Origin of the sequence: Pantoea sp. BR_17 (assembly GCF_041955125.1) — a bacterium.
In the GTDB taxonomy this organism is placed as follows: domain Bacteria; phylum Pseudomonadota; class Gammaproteobacteria; order Enterobacterales; family Enterobacteriaceae; genus Pantoea; species Pantoea stewartii.
The window spans coordinates 120536-137469 of the sequence record NZ_JAVAXT010000002.1 but is presented as its reverse complement, the minus strand read 5'-3'; the positions used below and the strand labels follow the sequence as shown (position 1 = coordinate 137469).

Annotated in this window: 14 protein-coding genes; 10 read left to right on the top strand and 4 right to left on the bottom strand. The window is 53.7% G+C overall.

Annotation, left to right across the window (positions count from 1 at the left end):
- Positions 1-38 precede the first annotated feature (38 nt).
- The 4 genes from leuD to leuA are packed head-to-tail and all read right to left on the bottom strand — an operon-like array spanning position 39 to position 4713.
- Positions 39-644 (bottom strand): 3-isopropylmalate dehydratase small subunit, encoded by a 606-nt coding sequence (leuD, locus tag RAC60_RS04270; RefSeq protein ID WP_033740246.1) that lies wholly within the window; start codon positions 642-644, stop codon positions 39-41.
- A 10-nt stretch (positions 645-654) separates the two neighbouring features.
- Complete coding sequence (gene leuC / locus RAC60_RS04265; RefSeq protein WP_006117660.1) at positions 655-2052, bottom strand: 3-isopropylmalate dehydratase large subunit; 1398 nt, start codon at positions 2050-2052, stop codon at positions 655-657.
- A 4-nt stretch (positions 2053-2056) separates the two neighbouring features.
- Positions 2057-3148 (bottom strand): 3-isopropylmalate dehydrogenase, encoded by a 1092-nt coding sequence (leuB, locus tag RAC60_RS04260; RefSeq protein ID WP_058702063.1) that lies wholly within the window; start codon positions 3146-3148, stop codon positions 2057-2059.
- A 2-nt stretch (positions 3149-3150) separates the two neighbouring features.
- The gene (gene leuA, locus RAC60_RS04255) at positions 3151-4713 is read right to left on the bottom strand and encodes a 2-isopropylmalate synthase (protein ID WP_058709131.1); all 1563 of its coding nucleotides are present in this window, start codon (positions 4711-4713) and stop codon (positions 3151-3153) included.
- A 903-nt stretch (positions 4714-5616) separates the two neighbouring features.
- Here leuA and ilvI point away from each other — a divergent pair.
- The 10 genes from ilvI to mraY all read left to right on the top strand — a co-directional run bounded on the left by ilvI (position 5617) and on the right by mraY (position 16933).
- A complete protein-coding gene (gene ilvI / locus RAC60_RS04250; RefSeq protein WP_006117663.1) occupies positions 5617-7341 on the top strand; it encodes an acetolactate synthase 3 large subunit in 1725 nt (574 codons plus the stop codon).
- A gap of 2 nt (positions 7342-7343) precedes the next feature.
- A complete protein-coding gene (gene ilvN, locus RAC60_RS04245) occupies positions 7344-7835 on the top strand; it encodes an acetolactate synthase small subunit (protein ID WP_006117664.1) in 492 nt (163 codons plus the stop codon).
- Between the two features lie 186 nt (positions 7836-8021).
- On the top strand, positions 8022-9032 hold the full coding sequence (cra, locus tag RAC60_RS04240) for a catabolite repressor/activator (RefSeq protein WP_006117666.1): 1011 nt from the start codon (positions 8022-8024) through the stop codon (positions 9030-9032).
- 493 nt (positions 9033-9525) lie between these two features.
- The gene (gene mraZ / locus RAC60_RS04235) at positions 9526-9984 is read left to right on the top strand and encodes a division/cell wall cluster transcriptional repressor MraZ (RefSeq protein WP_006117668.1); all 459 of its coding nucleotides are present in this window, start codon (positions 9526-9528) and stop codon (positions 9982-9984) included.
- Between the two features lie 2 nt (positions 9985-9986).
- Positions 9987-10928 (top strand): 16S rRNA (cytosine(1402)-N(4))-methyltransferase RsmH, encoded by a 942-nt coding sequence (gene rsmH, locus RAC60_RS04230; RefSeq protein WP_054634505.1) that lies wholly within the window; start codon positions 9987-9989, stop codon positions 10926-10928.
- Positions 10925-11245, top strand: a complete 321-nt coding sequence (gene ftsL, locus RAC60_RS04225) for a cell division protein FtsL (protein WP_006117670.1) — start codon at positions 10925-10927, stop codon at positions 11243-11245. The genes rsmH and ftsL overlap by 4 nt, the downstream gene beginning before the upstream one ends.
- 16 nt (positions 11246-11261) lie before the next feature.
- Complete coding sequence (locus RAC60_RS04220) at positions 11262-13028, top strand: peptidoglycan glycosyltransferase FtsI (protein WP_006117671.1); 1767 nt, start codon at positions 11262-11264, stop codon at positions 13026-13028.
- Positions 13015-14502, top strand: a complete 1488-nt coding sequence (murE, locus tag RAC60_RS04215) for a UDP-N-acetylmuramoyl-L-alanyl-D-glutamate--2,6-diaminopimelate ligase (RefSeq protein ID WP_058702061.1) — start codon at positions 13015-13017, stop codon at positions 14500-14502. Before RAC60_RS04220 ends, murE begins: the two co-directional genes overlap by 14 nt.
- Complete coding sequence (murF, locus tag RAC60_RS04210; protein ID WP_006117673.1) at positions 14499-15857, top strand: UDP-N-acetylmuramoyl-tripeptide--D-alanyl-D-alanine ligase; 1359 nt, start codon at positions 14499-14501, stop codon at positions 15855-15857. The genes murE and murF overlap by 4 nt, the downstream gene beginning before the upstream one ends.
- Positions 15851-16933 carry a phospho-N-acetylmuramoyl-pentapeptide-transferase gene (gene mraY, locus RAC60_RS04205; RefSeq protein WP_033740254.1) on the top strand — a complete coding sequence of 361 codons (1083 nt, stop codon included), beginning with the start codon at positions 15851-15853 and terminating at the stop codon, positions 16931-16933. Before murF ends, mraY begins: the two co-directional genes overlap by 7 nt.
- The last annotated feature ends 1 nt before the right edge of the window (position 16934 follow it).

Sequence of the window (16934 nt, the reverse complement as noted above, 5' to 3'; positions counted from 1 at the left end):
CCCGGTCAGCAGACCGGGCCGTACGGTGATAACGAAGCTTAGCGCATAAAGGCGGGCTGGTTATTTTCGTAAGCTGAAATCGCGCTTTCGTGCTGCAGCGTCAGGCCGATGCTGTCCAGTCCATTCAGCATGCAGTGGCGACGAAAATCATCAATCTTAAAGCTGTAGGTCTTGTCGCCGGCTTTAACCACCTGCGCTTCCAGATCCACTTCGAAGCGGATGCCCGGACGGGCTTTTACCAGGGTAAACAATTCGTCTACCTGCTCCTCAGTCAACGTGACCGGCAGCAGTTGGTTATTAAAGCTGTTGCCATAAAAAATATCGGCAAAGCTCGGCGCGATGACGACTTTAAAACCGTAATCGGTCAGTGCCCATGGCGCATGCTCACGTGACGAACCACAGCCAAAGTTTTCACGTGCCAGCAGGATGGACGCCCCTTTGTACTCCGGGAAATTGAGCACGAAATCCGGATTGGGCTCCAGGCCGTGATCGTCCAGGAAACGCCAGTCGTTAAACAGATGCGCACCGAAACCAACACGCGTCACTTTCTGCAAAAACTGCTTTGGAATGATGGCGTCGGTGTCGACGTTAGCGGCATCCAGTGGCACCACCAAACCCGTATGTTGCGTAAATTTTTCTGCCATGATGGAGTCCTTATGTCAGGCTGCGAATATCAGCGAAATGGCCATTAACGGCAGCAGCAGCGGCCATCGCCGGGCTGACCAAATGTGTCCGTCCGCCACGGCCCTGGCGGCCTTCGAAGTTACGGTTACTGGTTGAAGCACAACGCTCGCCGGGATTCAGGCGGTCGTTATTCATCGCCAGACACATGGAGCAGCCAGGCAGGCGCCATTCAAATCCGGCCTCAATAAAGATCTTATCCAGCCCTTCGGCTTCGGCCTGGGCTTTAACCGGGCCTGAACCTGGCACCACCAGAGCCTGAACGCCCGGCGCAACTTTGCGCCCTTTGGCAATCGCGGCGGCGGCGCGCAGATCTTCGATGCGCGAGTTAGTGCAGGAACCAATAAAGACTTTATCGATGCTGACGTCGGTCAGTTTGATACCGGGTTGCAGGTTCATATAAGCCAGCGCCTTCTCTGCGGATGCCCGCTCCACGGGATCCGCAAACGAGGCCGGGTCGGGAATCTGCGCATCCACCGCGATAACCTGCCCAGGGTTCGTTCCCCAGGTAACCTGCGGGGCGATCTCTTCTGCACGCAGCGTCACGACGCGGTCAAATTTTGCGTCCGGATCGGACTTCAGCGTGCGCCAGTATTCAACGGCCTGCGCCCATTTCTCACCTTCCGGTGAAAACTGACGTCCTTTCAGGTAGGCGAAGGTGGTTTCATCGGGGGCCACCAGACCGGCTTTTGCGCCCATCTCGATAGCCATGTTACACAGCGTCATGCGCCCTTCCATGCTCAGCGCTTCGATCGCGGAACCACAGAATTCGACAACATGGCCGGTACCGCCCGCGCTGCCGGTTTTGCCGATAATGGCCAGCACGATGTCTTTCGCCGTAATGCCCGGGGCAACCGTACCTGTCACTTCAATCTTCATGGTTTTAGCACGGCCCTGTTTCAGGGTTTGGGTGGCAAAAACATGCTCGACTTCAGAGGTACCGATACCGAAGGCCAGCGAGCCAAAAGCGCCGTGTGTAGCCGTGTGCGAGTCACCGCAGACAATGGTCATGCCCGGTAAGGTCATGCCTTGTTCCGGACCGATGACGTGCACGATGCCCTGGAACGGGTGATTCAGGTCATATAACTGCACGCCAAATTCCGCACAGTTCTTGATCAGCTCCTGCATCTGAATACGGGCCATTTCACCCGAGGCATGAATATCTTTGGTCTGGGTAGAAACGTTGTGATCCATGGTGGCGAAGGTTTTCGACGGCTGGCGCACTTTACGACCGTGCGCCCGCAAGCCATCAAACGCCTGCGGTGAGGTCACCTCATGAATCAGGTGACGGTCAATATAGAGCAGCGGCGTTTCATTCGGCGCTTCGTGAACGACATGTGCATCAAATAACTTCTGGTATAACGTTTTCATTTTATTATTTTTCCTCGGCGACAAAGCGAGCAATGATGCTGCCCATCTCATCGGTGCTAATCGCAGGGCCATCACCGGCTAAATCTTTGGTGCGGTAACCTTCGGCTAACGCACGGCTGATGGCGCGTTCAATACTGGCAGCGGCCTCATCGGCGTTCAGGCTGTAGCGCAGCAGCAGTGACAGCGACAAAATCTGAGCAATCGGGTTGGCAATGTTCTGCCCGGCGATATCCGGTGCGGAGCCGCCAGCCGGTTCGTAGAGGCCAAAGCCGTCTTCGCTCAGGCTGGCTGAGGGCAGCATGCCCATAGAACCGGTGATCATCGCGCACTCGTCTGACAGAATGTCGCCAAACAGGTTTGAGCACAGCAGCACGTCGAACTGAGAAGGATCTTTAATCAGCTGCATGGTGGCATTGTCGATGTACATATGGCTCAACTGCACATCGGGATAATCTTTCGCAATCTCGTTGACGATCTCGCGCCACATGACCGAGGTTTGCAGTACGTTGGCTTTATCCACGGAGGTCACTTTGTTGCGGCGCTTGCGGGCGGACTCGAAAGCCTGACGTGCAATACGTTCGATTTCAAAGCGATGGTAGACTTCGGTATCAAACGCGCGTTCATGCGGACCGCTGCCTTCACGTCCTTTCGGCTGACCAAAATAGATGCCGCCGGTCAGTTCACGGACACACAGAATGTCGAAACCGCGTGCCGCGATATCGCTGCGCAGTGGACAAAACGCTTCGAGACCACTGTACAGCGCCGCCGGGCGCAGGTTACTGAACAGTTTAAAATGCTTACGCAGGGGAAGCAGCGCGCCACGTTCGGGCTGTGAAGCCGGGGGCAGGTGCTCCCATTTTGGCCCGCCCACGGAACCGAACAGAATCGCATTAGCCTGCTCACAACCGGCTACAGTGGCCGAGGGGAGCGGTTCACCATGGCGGTCAATGGCGATGCCACCCACATCGTATTCGCTGGTGGTAATACGCAGATTAAAGCGCTGACGAACGGCATCTAATACCTTGATAGCCTGCGCCATCACTTCCGGGCCGATACCGTCGCCCGCCAGTACTGCGATATGTGAAGAGTTTGACATGATTACACCGTTTCCTTCTGATCTTTAGACTTGCGCTGTAACTCTTTCTCGACCTGTTTGGCTCGCCAGATGTTGTTTAAGGCGTTCACCATCGCTTTGGCAGACGATTCGACGATATCTGTCGCCAGACCAACGCCGTGGAATTTGCGGTTGTTGTAGCTCACCACAATATCGACCTGGCCCAGGGCATTTTCGCCGTGGCCTTTTGCCGTCAGCTTGTAATTAACCAGCTCGGCATTGAACTGGGTAATTCGGTTAATGGCCTGATAAACCGCATCAACCGGACCGTTCCCGGTCGCCGCTTCTGATTTCGTCTGTTCGCCACAACCCAGATTGACCGACGCGGTCGCCGTAATACTGGAGCCTGACTGCACAGTGAAATCATTCAGTTGGAAAAATTCAGGCTCTTCGTTTTGTTTGTCGATGAAAGCCAGCGCTTCCAGGTCGTAGTCAAAAACCTGACCTTTCTTGTCCGCCAGTTTCAGGAAAGCGTCATACAGGGAATCCAGATTGTATTCGCTCTCTGTGTAGCCCATCTCTTCCATGCGATGTTTTACCGCTGCACGACCGGAACGGGATGTCAGATTAAGCTGAATTTTATGCAGGCCAATGGATTCTGGCGTCAGGATTTCATAGTTTTCACGATTCTTAATCACGCCGTCCTGATGAATGCCCGACGAGTGGGCAAACGCGTTCGATCCGACAACCGCTTTGTTGGCCGGAATCGGCATATTGCAGATCTGGCTTATCATCTGGCTGGTACGATAAATTTCATGATGGTGAATGTTGGTATGGACATTCATGATCTGCTGGCGGGTTTTAATCGCCATGATCACTTCTTCCAGCGCACAGTTACCGGCACGTTCACCCAGGCCGTTCAATGTCCCTTCCACCTGACGCGCCCCGGCCTGCACCGCTGCAATCGCATTGCCGGTGGCCATGCCTAAATCGTCGTGTGTGTGCACAGACAGAATCGCTTTGTTGATATTCGGTACGCGGTTGATTAACTGGCTGATAATGTTGGCGTATTCATTCGGCAGGGTATAGCCAACGGTATCAGGGATATTGATGGTGGTTGCGCCCGCATTTATGGCGGCTTCGACCATGCGGCACAGGTCGTCAATGGGCGTACGACCACCGTCTTCACAGGAGAATTCAACATCGTCCGTATAGTTACGGGCACGTTTTACCATGCGCACCGCCCGCTCAATTACCTCGGGTAAGGTGCTGCGCAGTTTCGTGGCGATATGCATCGGCGAGGTGGCAATAAAGGTATGGATGCGGAAGGCCTCGGCAACCCGCAATGATTCGTAGGCGGCATCAATGTCCTGCTCAACGCAGCGCGCCAGGCCGCAAACCCGACTGTTTTTAATAGTACGCGCAATGGTTTGTACGGATTCAAAATCACCTGGTGACGAGACGGGGAAGCCGACTTCCATCACATCAACGCCCATACGTTCCAGCGCTAACGCAATCTGCAGTTTTTCTTTCACACTCAGGCTGGCCTGTAAGGCCTGTTCACCATCACGCAGAGTGGTATCGAAAATAATAACTTGCTGGCTCATCGTGTTCATCCTTTTGCGTTTCTTGCCTTGCAACGAGCATAAAAAAACCCGCGACAGGCGCGGGTTTTTAACTTTTAGCAGGTTCGAATCAGTGTTTGATTTCGCCCACAAGTCTACCGCGCAGAGAATTTGCGATAAGTAGTAGACCTGATAGACGAAAAGAACGTGACATGTTTCAAACCCCGTGAATTTTTTGCTGCATCTATTGGTACTGGAATCAACAATCGATGTCAACCATAAGCGAAGGGTTATTTTCAGCCGCCACAAAGAAAAATGTTCTGACATTTTTGACGCTCACAGAGTATTAAACGAGGCGGACAGAACCCATGACGTTCATTACTGCTGATACGGGGTTACAGAAGAAAGGCTGCTTTTTAAGGTGATGAAATATAATGATAAATTAATATTCCAGTATCGCTTTATCCATAATCAGGCCATCTCAGGCAGCATAATCTCATGCGCTTTAAATTTTTATAAGATAATTACGCCATAAAAACGCATGAGGAAAAGATGGCTGGCTGAGTCCGTTCGTCATAGGTTTTTTTTATTTCTTAGATATGGCTACAAAAAATATCATTCACAGCATTTTCCTCTGCCATTATTGAACGTATTTAGTTTAATAATCGCAGGCAAAAGTTGGCGGGCAGAGGCTTTGAATCCCGCCGCCTTTCATCAAATGCGTTTGGCGTTTGCCAGCCCGTTTTTCTACGGTTATGGTAATCGACCTACTCTTAGAAAAATTAACCCAGCAGAATTCTCTGTATCTGGATCGCAGAAATGAGTTCTGCGGTCTTAGCAAAAACATAAGGTTTTGATTTTAATTGGCGAAACAGGGCAGGATGCATATGGCTAGCGGAAAAGCCGTCGCCAGTGGATTCAGTTCCTCAAGCCGGGAGGCAGAAAATGGAGATGTTGTCAGGAGCCGAAATGGTCGTCCGGTCGTTGATCGACCAGGGCGTGAAGCAAGTGTTCGGTTATCCGGGTGGCGCAGTACTCGATATCTATGATGCACTGCAAACTGTGGGGGGCATCGACCATGTTCTGGTCCGCCACGAGCAGGGTGCGGTCCACATGGCCGATGGTCTGGCACGCGCAACCGGTGAAGTCGGTGTGGTGCTGGTGACGTCCGGGCCGGGTGCAACCAATGCGATCACCGGTATCGCGACCGCCTATATGGATTCTATTCCATTAGTCATTCTGTCGGGTCAGGTGCCGTCTTCGCTGATTGGTTATGATGCCTTCCAGGAATGTGACATGGTGGGGATTTCCCGCCCGGTGGTGAAACACAGTTTTCTGGTGAAAAACACCGAAGAGATCCCGACGGTACTGAAAAAAGCTTTCTGGCTGGCATCCAGCGGTCGCCCGGGACCGGTGGTTATCGATCTGCCAAAAGATATCCTTAATCCTGCGAATAAGCTGCCTTATCACTATCCGCAGGAAGTGAGCATGCGCTCGTATAATCCGACAATTCAGGGCCATAAAGGCCAGATTAAGCGTGCGTTACAAACCTTACTGGCGGCGCATAAGCCGGTTATCTATGCCGGCGGCGGTGCCATTACGTCGTCGTGTGAAGCCGAGCTGTTGCAGCTGGCTGAGCGCCTGAATATTCCGGTCACGACTTCACTGATGGGGCTGGGCGCGTTCCCTGGCAGCCATCGCCAGTGCGTAGGTATGCTCGGTATGCACGGCACCTACGAAGCGAATATGACGATGCACAATGCCGATTTGATCTTCGGCGTTGGTGTACGTTTTGACGATCGCACCACCAACAATCTGGCAAAATACTGCCCGAACGCCACCGTGATGCATATTGATATCGATCCGACGTCGATTTCCAAAACGGTCTCCGCAGATATTCCGATTGTGGGCGATGCAAAACAGACGTTACAGCAGATGCTGGAACTGCTTGATCACACGGAGGCGAAGCAGCAGTTAGACAGTCTGCGTGACTGGTGGCAGTCGATTGAGACCTGGCGCGGACGTCAGTGCCTTGCCTACGATCGTACCAGTGACAAAATCAAACCCCAGGCCGTGATCGAAACCATCTGCCGTCTTACTAATGGTGATGCTTACGTGACATCGGACGTAGGGCAGCATCAGATGTTTGCCGCGCTCTACTACACCTTTGATAAACCCCGTCGCTGGATTAACTCTGGTGGCCTCGGCACCATGGGCTTCGGCCTGCCTGCCGCGCTGGGTGTCAAAATGGCGCTGCCTGACGAAACGGTGATTTGCGTGACGGGCGATGGCAGTATTCAGATGAACATTCAGGAGCTTTCGACCGCGCTCCAGTATGATCTGCCGGTATTAGTGCTGAACCTGAACAACCGCTTCCTGGGCATGGTGAAACAGTGGCAGGACATGATTTACTCTGGCCGCCATTCTCAGTCTTATATGGAATCATTGCCTGATTTCGTTCGCCTGGCGGAGGCCTATGGTCACGTAGGCATTGCCATCAGTCATCCTGCGGAGCTGGAAGAGAAGCTGACGCTGGCACTGGAAACTCTGGCAAAAGGACGACTGGTGTTTGTTGATGTTAACGTTGACGGCAGTGAGCATGTTTACCCGATGCAGATTCGCGGTGGCAGTATGGATGAGATGTGGTTGAGCAAAACGGAGAGGACTTAATTATGCGTCGCATTTTATCGGTTTTGCTGGAAAACGAATCCGGCGCATTGTCTCGTGTTGTTGGCCTGTTTTCACAGCGTGGCTACAACATTGAGAGCCTGACGGTTGCGCCCACGGACGATCCTACGCTGTCACGCATGACGATTCAGACTGTTGGCGACCAGAAAGTCCTGGAGCAGATTGAGAAACAGCTGCACAAACTGGTCGATGTTTTGCGTGTGACCGAGTTAGGGCAGGGCGCTTACGTCGAACGTGAAATTATGCTGGTGAAAATTCAGGCGACAGGTTATGGCCGCGAAGAGGTAAAGCGCAGCGCAGAAATTTTCCGGGGCCAGATTATTGATGTGACGCCTTCGCTTTACACGGTTCAGCTGGCAGGCACCAGCGATAAGCTGGATGCATTCTTAAGCACGGTACGCGAAGTGGCTGAAATTGTAGAAGTCGCGCGCTCCGGCATCGTCGGTGTTTCACGTGGCGAACGAATAATGCGTTAATCACGCGCCGTAACGATCTAAAACGAATGTAACCCGGCGAAATGCCGGGTTTTTTCTTTTTTGTGCAGAACAAGGTTCACCATCAGAAAAGCGGTTGCTCCGCGCACTTTTCTGCTGTTAGATGTGATAAAAGAATGTCCATAGCTTATCTGCGGGTTATCAGACCCGCTTAACGGTGGGGTTACAGTGAAACTGGATGAAATTGCGCGCCTGGCGGGTGTATCGCGCACCACGGCCAGTTACGTCATTAATGGAAAGGCACGGCAGTATCGTGTCAGCGATAAAACCGTTGAGAAAGTCATGGCGGTGGTCCGCGAGCATAACTATCATCCTAATGCTGTGGCGGCAGGGCTGCGCGCCGGGCGCACGCGCTCGATCGGTCTGGTGATTCCCGATCTGGAAAACACCAGTTATACACGTATTGCTAACTATCTTGAGCGTCAGGCCCGCCAGCGTGGCTACCAGTTATTGATCGCCTGTTCTGAAGATCAGCCTGACAATGAAATGCGCTGTATTGAGCATCTGCTGCAACGCCAGGTGGACGCCATTATCGTATCCACTTCACTTCCTCCTGAGCATCCTTTTTATCAGCGCTGGATTAACAATCCCCTGCCCATCATCGCACTGGACCGCGCGCTGGATCGTGAACACTTTACCAGCGTGGTCGGTGCTGACCAGGACGATGCTTATGCCCTGGCGGCTGAACTGCGTCAGCTTAAGGTCAGCAACGTTCTGTTCATGGGCGCGTTACCAGAATTATCGGTCAGCTTTCTGCGTGAACTGGGATTCAGAGAAGCCTGGAAAGGGGATGAGCGTCCCATCGACTTCCTCTATTGCAATAGTTTTGAGCGCACGGCGTCGGCCGCCGTGTTCGAAAAGTATTTGCAGGATCACTCAATGCCAGACGCGCTGTTCACCACGTCATTCGGCCTGTTACAGGGTGTGATGGATGTGACCCTGAAGCGTAACGGCCGCCTGCCGTCCAATCTGGCGATCGCCACCTTTGGCGATCATGAACTGCTGGACTTCCTGGAGTGCCCGGTGTTATCGGTAGGCCAGCGTCATCGTGATGTAGCCGAACGGGTACTGGAATTGGTATTAGCGTCTCTCGATGAACCGCGTAAACCCAAGCCTGGATTAACGCGTATTCGCCGCAATTTATTACGTCGCGGACAATTAAGCAGAATTTCTAATTAATAATACGGGCAGCGATTTGTCTGCCCCGATGTTTAAATGCTGTTTTTAAACTCTTTCTTATCCAAAGTAAAAAAGCGTAAGCGTTTAACATTCATTCTAACAAATTAAGTTAACAGACCATTCTTGTTTACTTACAACTTAACGCTGGTTTAGCCCCTTAACATCAGGCGAGTGGCTAGGCTTCCGTTAAGAAATCCCCTAAAATGCGTCCCCTGTCTCAAAACGGCATCGGATTATTCAACCGTAATAAACGTGTTAATTTTCGCCGTTTTTTTTCAGAGCTGAATTTTTTATTCAATTATTCATTAGTTTAATTTTGATTAATCATCTTCCGGCGTTTTGAAACCTTTTCAGTGTTAATTCCCGCCTCGGTAAATAATCATATTCTACTGCCGCTCCGGCTTGACAATGATTTCCTACGATCCTTAAACTCGTTTTGTGGTAAAAAGTGGGATAAAGTGGTGCAAATGGGTAACTGAGGGGTGAGACTGACATGTTCCGTGGAGCAACGTTAGTCAATCTCGACAGCAAAGGACGACTGGCGGTACCAACCCGTTACCGTAATTTGCTGAACGAGGAATCGCAGGGGCAGATGGTTTGTACCATCGACCTCCATCAGCCATGCCTGTTGCTTTACACCTTACCCGCATGGGAAATCATTGAGAAAAAACTGGCGAGTCTGTCCAGCATGAATCCGATGGAGCGCCGCGTGCAGCGTTTACTGTTGGGACATGCCAGTGAGTGTCAGATGGATAATGCGGGCCGCTTATTGCTGGCGAATACCCTTCGCCAGCATGCAAATTTAAGCAAAGAAGTGATGCTGGTTGGGCAGTTCAACAAGTTTGAACTGTGGGATGAACAGACCTGGTATCAACAAGTCAGGGATGATATTGACGCAGAACAGTCAGCTCAGTCGCCTTTATCTGAGCGGTTGCAGGATTTATCGCTATAGCTATGCAGGAAAATTATAAACACACCACCGTGCTGTTGGATGAGGCAGTGAATGGCCTCAACATCAAGGAAGACGGAATCTATATTGACGGCACCTTTGGTCGTGGCGGTCACTCACGCTTGATTCTGGCGCAGCTTGGCGCCAACGGAAAGCTCATCGCCATTGACCGTGATCCGCAAGCTATCGCCGCGGCCGCTGAAATAAAGGATCCGCGTTTTTCCATTGTTCATGGCCCCTTTTCCGCGCTGGCGGAGTATGTGGCAGAGCGTGAACTGGCAGGTCAGATTGACGGCATATTACTGGATCTGGGCGTGTCATCCCCGCAGTTGGATGATGCCGAACGCGGGTTTTCATTTATGCGCGACGGGCCGCTGGATATGCGCATGGATCCCACGCGCGGCCACTCTGCCGCCGAATGGTTGATGCAGGCAGAAGAGGCCGATATCGCCTTTGTGCTGAAAACCTATGGTGAAGAACGATTTGCGAAGCGGATTGCGCGGGCGATTGTGGAACGCAACCGGGATCAACCGATGACGCGCACGAAAGAGCTGGCAGAGGTGATTGCCGCAGCAACACCGGTTAAAGACAAGTTCAAACACCCGGCGACCCGTAGTTTCCAGGCCATTCGCATCTGGATCAACAGCGAACTGGAAGAGATCGACACCGCATTAAAAGGTGCAGTCGATGTGCTGGCTCCGCAAGGGCGTTTGTCTGTCATCAGCTTCCATTCGCTGGAAGACCGGTTGGTGAAGCGGTTTATGCGCGATCAGAGCCGCGGGCCGCAGGTGCCCCATGGCTTACCCATGACCGAGCAGCAACTGAATGCACTGGGTGGGCGTCAGTTGAAGCTGCTGGGCAAAATGGTACCTGGCGACACGGAGGTGAAAGAGAATCCCCGTGCGCGCAGTTCCGTTTTACGAATTGCGGAGCGAACTGACGCATGATTGGCAACGAACGGCACAGCTTACCCGCTGTCATCGCGGGCGACATTATGCGTAAAGGGAAACTCCCTTTTCTGTTGCTGATTGCTGTGCTGGTTTCTGCCGTGCTGGTCGTGACAACGACGCACAAAACACGCTTGCTGACTGCCCAGCGAGAGCAACTGGTGCTTGAGCGTGATGCGCTGGACATTGAGTGGCGCAACTTAATTCTGGAAGAGAATGCCCTTGGCGATCACAGCCGCGTTGAGCGGATCGCCACCGAGAAGCTGCAGATGCAGCACGTTGATCCTTCGCAGGAAAACATCGTGGTGCAAAAATAAGGACCTGTTACTGCTAATGAGCGGCGTAAAAAGAACGCTGAAGTTAAAAAAACCAGAAGATAAAGCCAGCTTTGTAAGCTGGCGTTTTGCGTTGTTATGCGGTTGCATTTTACTGGCCTTAGGTGGGCTGTTATCACGCGTGGCCTGGCTGCAGGTCATTAATCCGGACAAACTGGTTAAAGAGGGCGATTTACGTTCACTGCGCGTTCAGGCCGTGCCCACCTCGCGGGGGATGATCAGCGACCGCGGCGGGCGTCCGCTGGCGGTCAGCGTGCCGGTTAACGCCATCTGGGCCGATCCCAAAGAGCTGCATGATGCGGGCGGTGTCACGCTCGACAGTCGCTGGCGTGCGCTCTCAGATGCGCTTTCTGTTCCCATTGATCAACTGGCCGCCCGCGTGAATGCCAATCCTAAAGGCCGGTTCATCTATCTGGCCCGCCAGGTCAATCCCGCCATTGGTGAATACGTCAAAAAACTCAAGCTGCCCGGTATCCATCTGCGCGAAGAATCACGCCGTTATTACCCTGCCGGACAGGTCACCTCACATCTGATTGGCTTCACCAATATCGATGGTCAGGGAATCGAAGGCATCGAAAAGAGCTTTGACAAATGGCTGACGGGTGAGCCCGGCGAGCGTACCGTGCGTAAAGATCGCTATGGGCGCGTTATCGAAGACATTTCATCGGTGGACAGTCGTGCGGCACATAACCTCACTCTGAGTATTGACGAGCGTTTACAGGCGCTGGTGTACCGTGAGCTGAATAATGCGGTCGCCTTTAACAAAGCCGAATCGGGAACGGCGGTTCTGGTGGATGTGAATACCGGTGAGGTCCTGGCGATGGCGAACAGCCCTGCCTATAACCCCAATAACCTCAGCGACACGCCAAAAGATCTGATGCGCAACCGGGCCATCACCGACATTTTCGAACCCGGCTCGACGGTAAAACCGATGGTGGTGATGACCGCGCTGCAACGCGGCGTGGTGAAAGAGAACAGCGTTTTGAACACCGTGCCGTATCGCGTAAATGGTCATGAGATTAAAGACGTAGCGCGCTATAACGAACTCACGCTGACTGGCGTACTACAGAAATCGAGTAACGTCGGTGTTTCCCGACTGGCGTTAGCGATGCCCTCCTCAGCGCTGGTAGAAACTTACTCGCGCTTTGGTCTGGGTAAACCGACCAATTTGGGGCTGGTCGGGGAAAGCAGTGGCTTATACCCTAAAAAACAACGGTGGTCTGACATAGAGAGGGCCACCTTCTCTTTCGGCTACGGGCTAATGGTAACGCCGTTACAGTTAGCGCGAGTCTACGCAACGATTGGCAGCTTTGGTATCGCCCGCCCGCTCTCAATTACCAAAGTGGATCCGCCGGTGGGCGGTGAGCGCGTATTTCCTGAAGCTCTGGTGAAAACCGTGGTGCATATGATGGAAAGCGTTGCATTGCCGGGCGGGGGCGGCGTGAAAGCCGCCATTAAAGGTTATCGCGTCGCCATTAAAACCGGTACGGCGAAAAAAGTCGGACCGGACGGGCGTTATGTGAACAAATACATCGCCTATACCGCAGGCGTGGCACCTGCCAGCCGTCCTCGTTTTGCGCTTGTTGTGGTCATCAACGATCCTCAGGCCGGTAAATATTATGGTGGTGCGGTTTCTGCACCGGTGTTTGGTGCCATCATGGGCGGCGTACTGCGCACCATGAACATCGAGCCGGATGCGCTGCCGACCAATGACAAGAACGAGTTGGTGACAAACAGAAGTGAGGAAACAAGTGACAGATCGTAACCTGCGCGACTTACTCGGACCGTGGGTGCCCGGTGCACCTGCGCGCCCGTTGCGTGACATGACGCTGGACAGTCGCGTGGCGGCTGCGGGTGATCTGTTTGTCGCTATCGCCGGCCATCAGGTTGATGGACGCCGCTTCATTCCTCAGGCCATTGCCCAGGGCGTGGCCGCCGTGATTGCGGAAGCCGAAGGGGAAGCGAGCGACGGTGAAATACGCGAAATGCACGGCGTGCCGGTTATCTATCTTGCACAGTTACCCCAGCGTCTTTCCGCTCTGGCGGGGCGTTTTTACCAACAGCCGGGCGAAAGACAAAAACTGATTGGCATCACCGGCACTAATGGCAAAACGACCACGAGTCAGCTGCTGGCCCAGTGGGCTGAGCTGATGGGTGAAACCAGCGCGGTGATGGGGACGGTGGGAAATGGTCTGGTCGGCCAGCTCGTGCCTGCCGAAAACACCACCGGCTCCGCTGTGGACGTCCAGCATACTCTGGATGAACTGGCCAGCAAGGGCGCGTCGCTGACCGCCATGGAAATCTCCTCCCACGGTCTGGTGCAGCATCGTGTCGCAGCCTTGCCGTTCGCTGCTGCTGTCTTTACCAACCTCAGTCGCGATCACCTGGATTATCACGGCGATATGCAACAGTACGAATCAGCTAAATGGCTGCTCTTCTCTGAACATCAGGTGGGCGTGGCCATCCTGAATGCCGACGATGAAGTCGGACGCCGCTGGCTGGCAAACCTGCCTGATGCGGTTGCTGTCTCGATGGAAAATAACCTGCAGCCTGGCTGCCACGGTCGCTGGCTTCGCGCAACCGAGGTGAACTATCACGACAATGGTGCCCACATTCGTTTCCGCTCCAGTTGGGGCGATGGCGAACTGGACAGTCGTCTGATGGGGGCTTTTAACGTCAGTAACGTGTTGCTGGCGCTGGCCACACTGCTGGCGCTGGGTTATGCACTGGATGATTTACTGCGCGTTGCCGCAAAACTGCAGCCGGTTACCGGACGGATGGAAGTCTTCACCGCACCGGGCAAACCCACTGTCGTGGTGGATTATGCCCACACGCCCGACGCATTAGAGAAAGCACTGGCCGCCGCCCGCCTGCATTGTAAAGGTAAACTATGGTGCCTGTTCGGCTGTGGCGGCGATCGCGACAAAGGTAAGCGCCCACTTATGGGTGCCATTGCGGAACAGTTTGCCGATGTGGTCGTGATTACTGACGATAATCCGCGCAGCGAAGATCCTGCGGCGATTGTGCAGGACATTCTGAGCGGCCTCCTTGATCCGGGCCGCGCTCGCGTTGTCGCGGGCCGTGCACAGGCAGTCACCAGCACTATTATGCAGGCTCAGCCCGACGACATTGTGTTAGTCGCCGGTAAAGGCCACGAAGATTATCAAATTATTGGTCATCAGCGGCTGGACTACTCCGATCGTGCTACGGTCGCCACGCTGTTAGGAGGCATTGCATGATTCCGGTTTCATTACGCACCTTAGCGCAGGTCACCAGCGGTACGCTGCACGGCGACGATTTGACGTTCAACACCGTCACGACAGACACCCGCAAGGTCACCGCAGACAGTCTGTTTGTTGCCATTGTGGGTGAGCGCTTCGATGCACATGACTTTGCCGAGGATGCGATTGCCAAGGGCGCGAAAGCCTTGCTGGTAAGTAAGCATTTACCTGTGTCGGTGCCGCAGGTCGTTGTCAAAGACACGCGCATCGCCTTTGGTAAGCTGGCGTCCTGGGTGCGTCAGCAGGTCAGTGCCCGCGTCGTTGCGCTGACCGGCTCATCCGGTAAAACGTCAGTGAAAGAAATGACCGCAGCGATTTTACGCCAGTGCGGCGAAACGCTGCATACCGCCGGTAACCTGAATAACGATTTTGGCGTGCCCATGACCCTGCTGCGTCTCACGCCAGAACATCAGTATGCCGTGATTGAGCTTGGCGCTAATCATCAGGGTGAAATCGCCTATACCACCGACCTGGTTCGTCCGGAAGCGGCGCTGGTCAATAATCTGGCTGCCGCGCACCTTGAGGGTTTCGGGTCGCTTGAAGGTGTCGCAAAAGCGAAGGGTGAAATTTTTTACGGCCTGCCCGCAAAGGGAACGGCGATTTTAAATGCTGACAGCAATGACTGGCCACGCTGGCAGGAGAACCTGCACGGTAAAACGGTATGGCGCTTCTCGCCGCAGGCCGCAGACTGCGACTTTGGTGCGCGCGATATCCGTATTCGCCAGGATGGCACCCATTTTGTCATGCATACGCCCCGTGGTGACATCGACATTATTCTGCCTCTGCCCGGTCGGCACAATATCGCCAATGCTCTGGCGGCGGCGGCGCTTGCGTTGTCGGTCGATGCACCGCTTAGCGCGGTGCAGACCGGGCTGAAAAGCCTGCAGTCCGTTCCTGGTCGCTTATTTCCTGTCCGGCTCTCAGATCATCAACTGCTCCTGGATGACAGCTATAACGCCAATGTAGGATCGATGGTTGCGGCGGCACAGGTGCTGTCTGAAATGCCCGGCTACCGTGTGATGGTGGTGGGCGATATGGCTGAATTAGGGGATGAAAGTGAACAACTTCATCGCGAAGTCGGTCTGGCCGCCAAAGCTGCGGGCGTTGACCGGGTATTAAGCACCGGGCAGTTCAGCCACTTTATGAGTGAAAGTAGCGAAGTTGGCGAACATTTCAGCGATAAAACGGCGCTGACTGAACGATTACGCCAGTTGCTGTCCGAACACAAAGAAATGACCGTATTGATTAAAGGTTCGCGTAGTGCCGCCATGGAGCAGGTAGTACAGAGCTTACAGGAGAAAGGAACATGTTAGTTTGGCTGGCCGAGCATCTGGTCGCATTTTATTCCGGTTTTAACGTCTTTTCGTATTTGACGTTTCGCGCCATTGTCAGCCTGCTGACCGCACTGTTTATTTCGCTGTGGATGGGGCCGCGTCTGATTGCCTGGCTGCAAAAGCTGCAGATCGGGCAGGTTGTCCGTAATGATGGTCCCGAATCGCACTTCAGCAAGCGGGGAACGCCGACGATGGGCGGCATCATGATTCTGACGTCGATTACGTTGTCGGTGCTGATGTGGGCTTATCCTTCTAATCCCTACGTCTGGTGCGTGCTGGTGGTGCTGGTGGGCTTTGGCGTCATTGGCTTTGTTGATGATTACCGTAAAGTGGTTCGCAAGGATACCAGGGGGCTGATTGCCCGCTGGAAATACTTCTGGATGTCGGTGATTTCGCTCGGTGTCGCCTTTGCGCTCTATCTGGCCGGTAAAGATACGCCTGCGACGGAACTCGTGGTGCCGTTTTTCAAAGATGTGATGCCACAGCTTGGCCTGTTTTACATTGTGCTGGCCTATTTCGTCATCGTCGGTACCGGCAATGCCGTCAACCTGACTGATGGGCTGGATGGTCTGGCCATTATGCCGACAGTGTTTGTTGCGGCCGGTTTCGCCCTGGTCGCCTGGGCGACCGGTAACGTGAAGTTTGCCGATTACCTGCACATTCCTTATCTGCGTCACGCAGGTGAGCTGGTTATCGTCTGTACGGCGATTGTTGGGGCTGGATTAGGTTTCCTCTGGTTTAACACTTATCCGGCTCAGGTCTTTATGGGCGATGTCGGCTCGCTGGCACTGGGCGGCGCGCTCGGTACCATCGCTGTCCTGCTGCGCCAGGAATTTTTATTAGTGATTATGGGCGGCGTGTTTGTGGTTGAAACGCTGTCGGTGATCCTGCAGGTGGGATCGTTCAAGCTGCGTGGCCAGCGTATTTTCCGCATGGCACCGATCCATCACCATTACGAACTGAAAGGCTGGCCAGAGCCGCGCGTGATTGTGCGCTTCTGGATTATTTCGCTCATGCTGGTGCTGATTGGCCTGGCGACGCTGAAGGTACGTTAAT

Coding starts and splice junctions, on each gene's coding strand:
- leuD (WP_033740246.1), bottom strand. CDS start 644: ATGGCAGAAAAATTTACGCAACATACGGGTTTGGTGGTGCCACTGGAT.
- leuC (WP_006117660.1), bottom strand. CDS start 2,052: ATGAAAACGTTATACCAGAAGTTATTTGATGCACATGTCGTTCACGAA.
- leuB (WP_058702063.1), bottom strand. CDS start 3,148: ATGTCAAACTCTTCACATATCGCAGTACTGGCGGGCGACGGTATCGGC.
- leuA (WP_058709131.1), bottom strand. CDS start 4,713: ATGAGCCAGCAAGTTATTATTTTCGATACCACTCTGCGTGATGGTGAA.
- ilvI (WP_006117663.1), top strand. CDS start 5,617: ATGGAGATGTTGTCAGGAGCCGAAATGGTCGTCCGGTCGTTGATCGAC.
- ilvN (WP_006117664.1), top strand. CDS start 7,344: ATGCGTCGCATTTTATCGGTTTTGCTGGAAAACGAATCCGGCGCATTG.
- mraZ (WP_006117668.1), top strand. CDS start 9,526: ATGTTCCGTGGAGCAACGTTAGTCAATCTCGACAGCAAAGGACGACTG.
- rsmH (WP_054634505.1), top strand. CDS start 9,987: ATGCAGGAAAATTATAAACACACCACCGTGCTGTTGGATGAGGCAGTG.
- ftsL (WP_006117670.1), top strand. CDS start 10,925: ATGATTGGCAACGAACGGCACAGCTTACCCGCTGTCATCGCGGGCGAC.
- RAC60_RS04220 (WP_006117671.1), top strand. CDS start 11,262: ATGAGCGGCGTAAAAAGAACGCTGAAGTTAAAAAAACCAGAAGATAAA.
- murF (WP_006117673.1), top strand. CDS start 14,499: ATGATTCCGGTTTCATTACGCACCTTAGCGCAGGTCACCAGCGGTACG.
- mraY (WP_033740254.1), top strand. CDS start 15,851: ATGTTAGTTTGGCTGGCCGAGCATCTGGTCGCATTTTATTCCGGTTTT.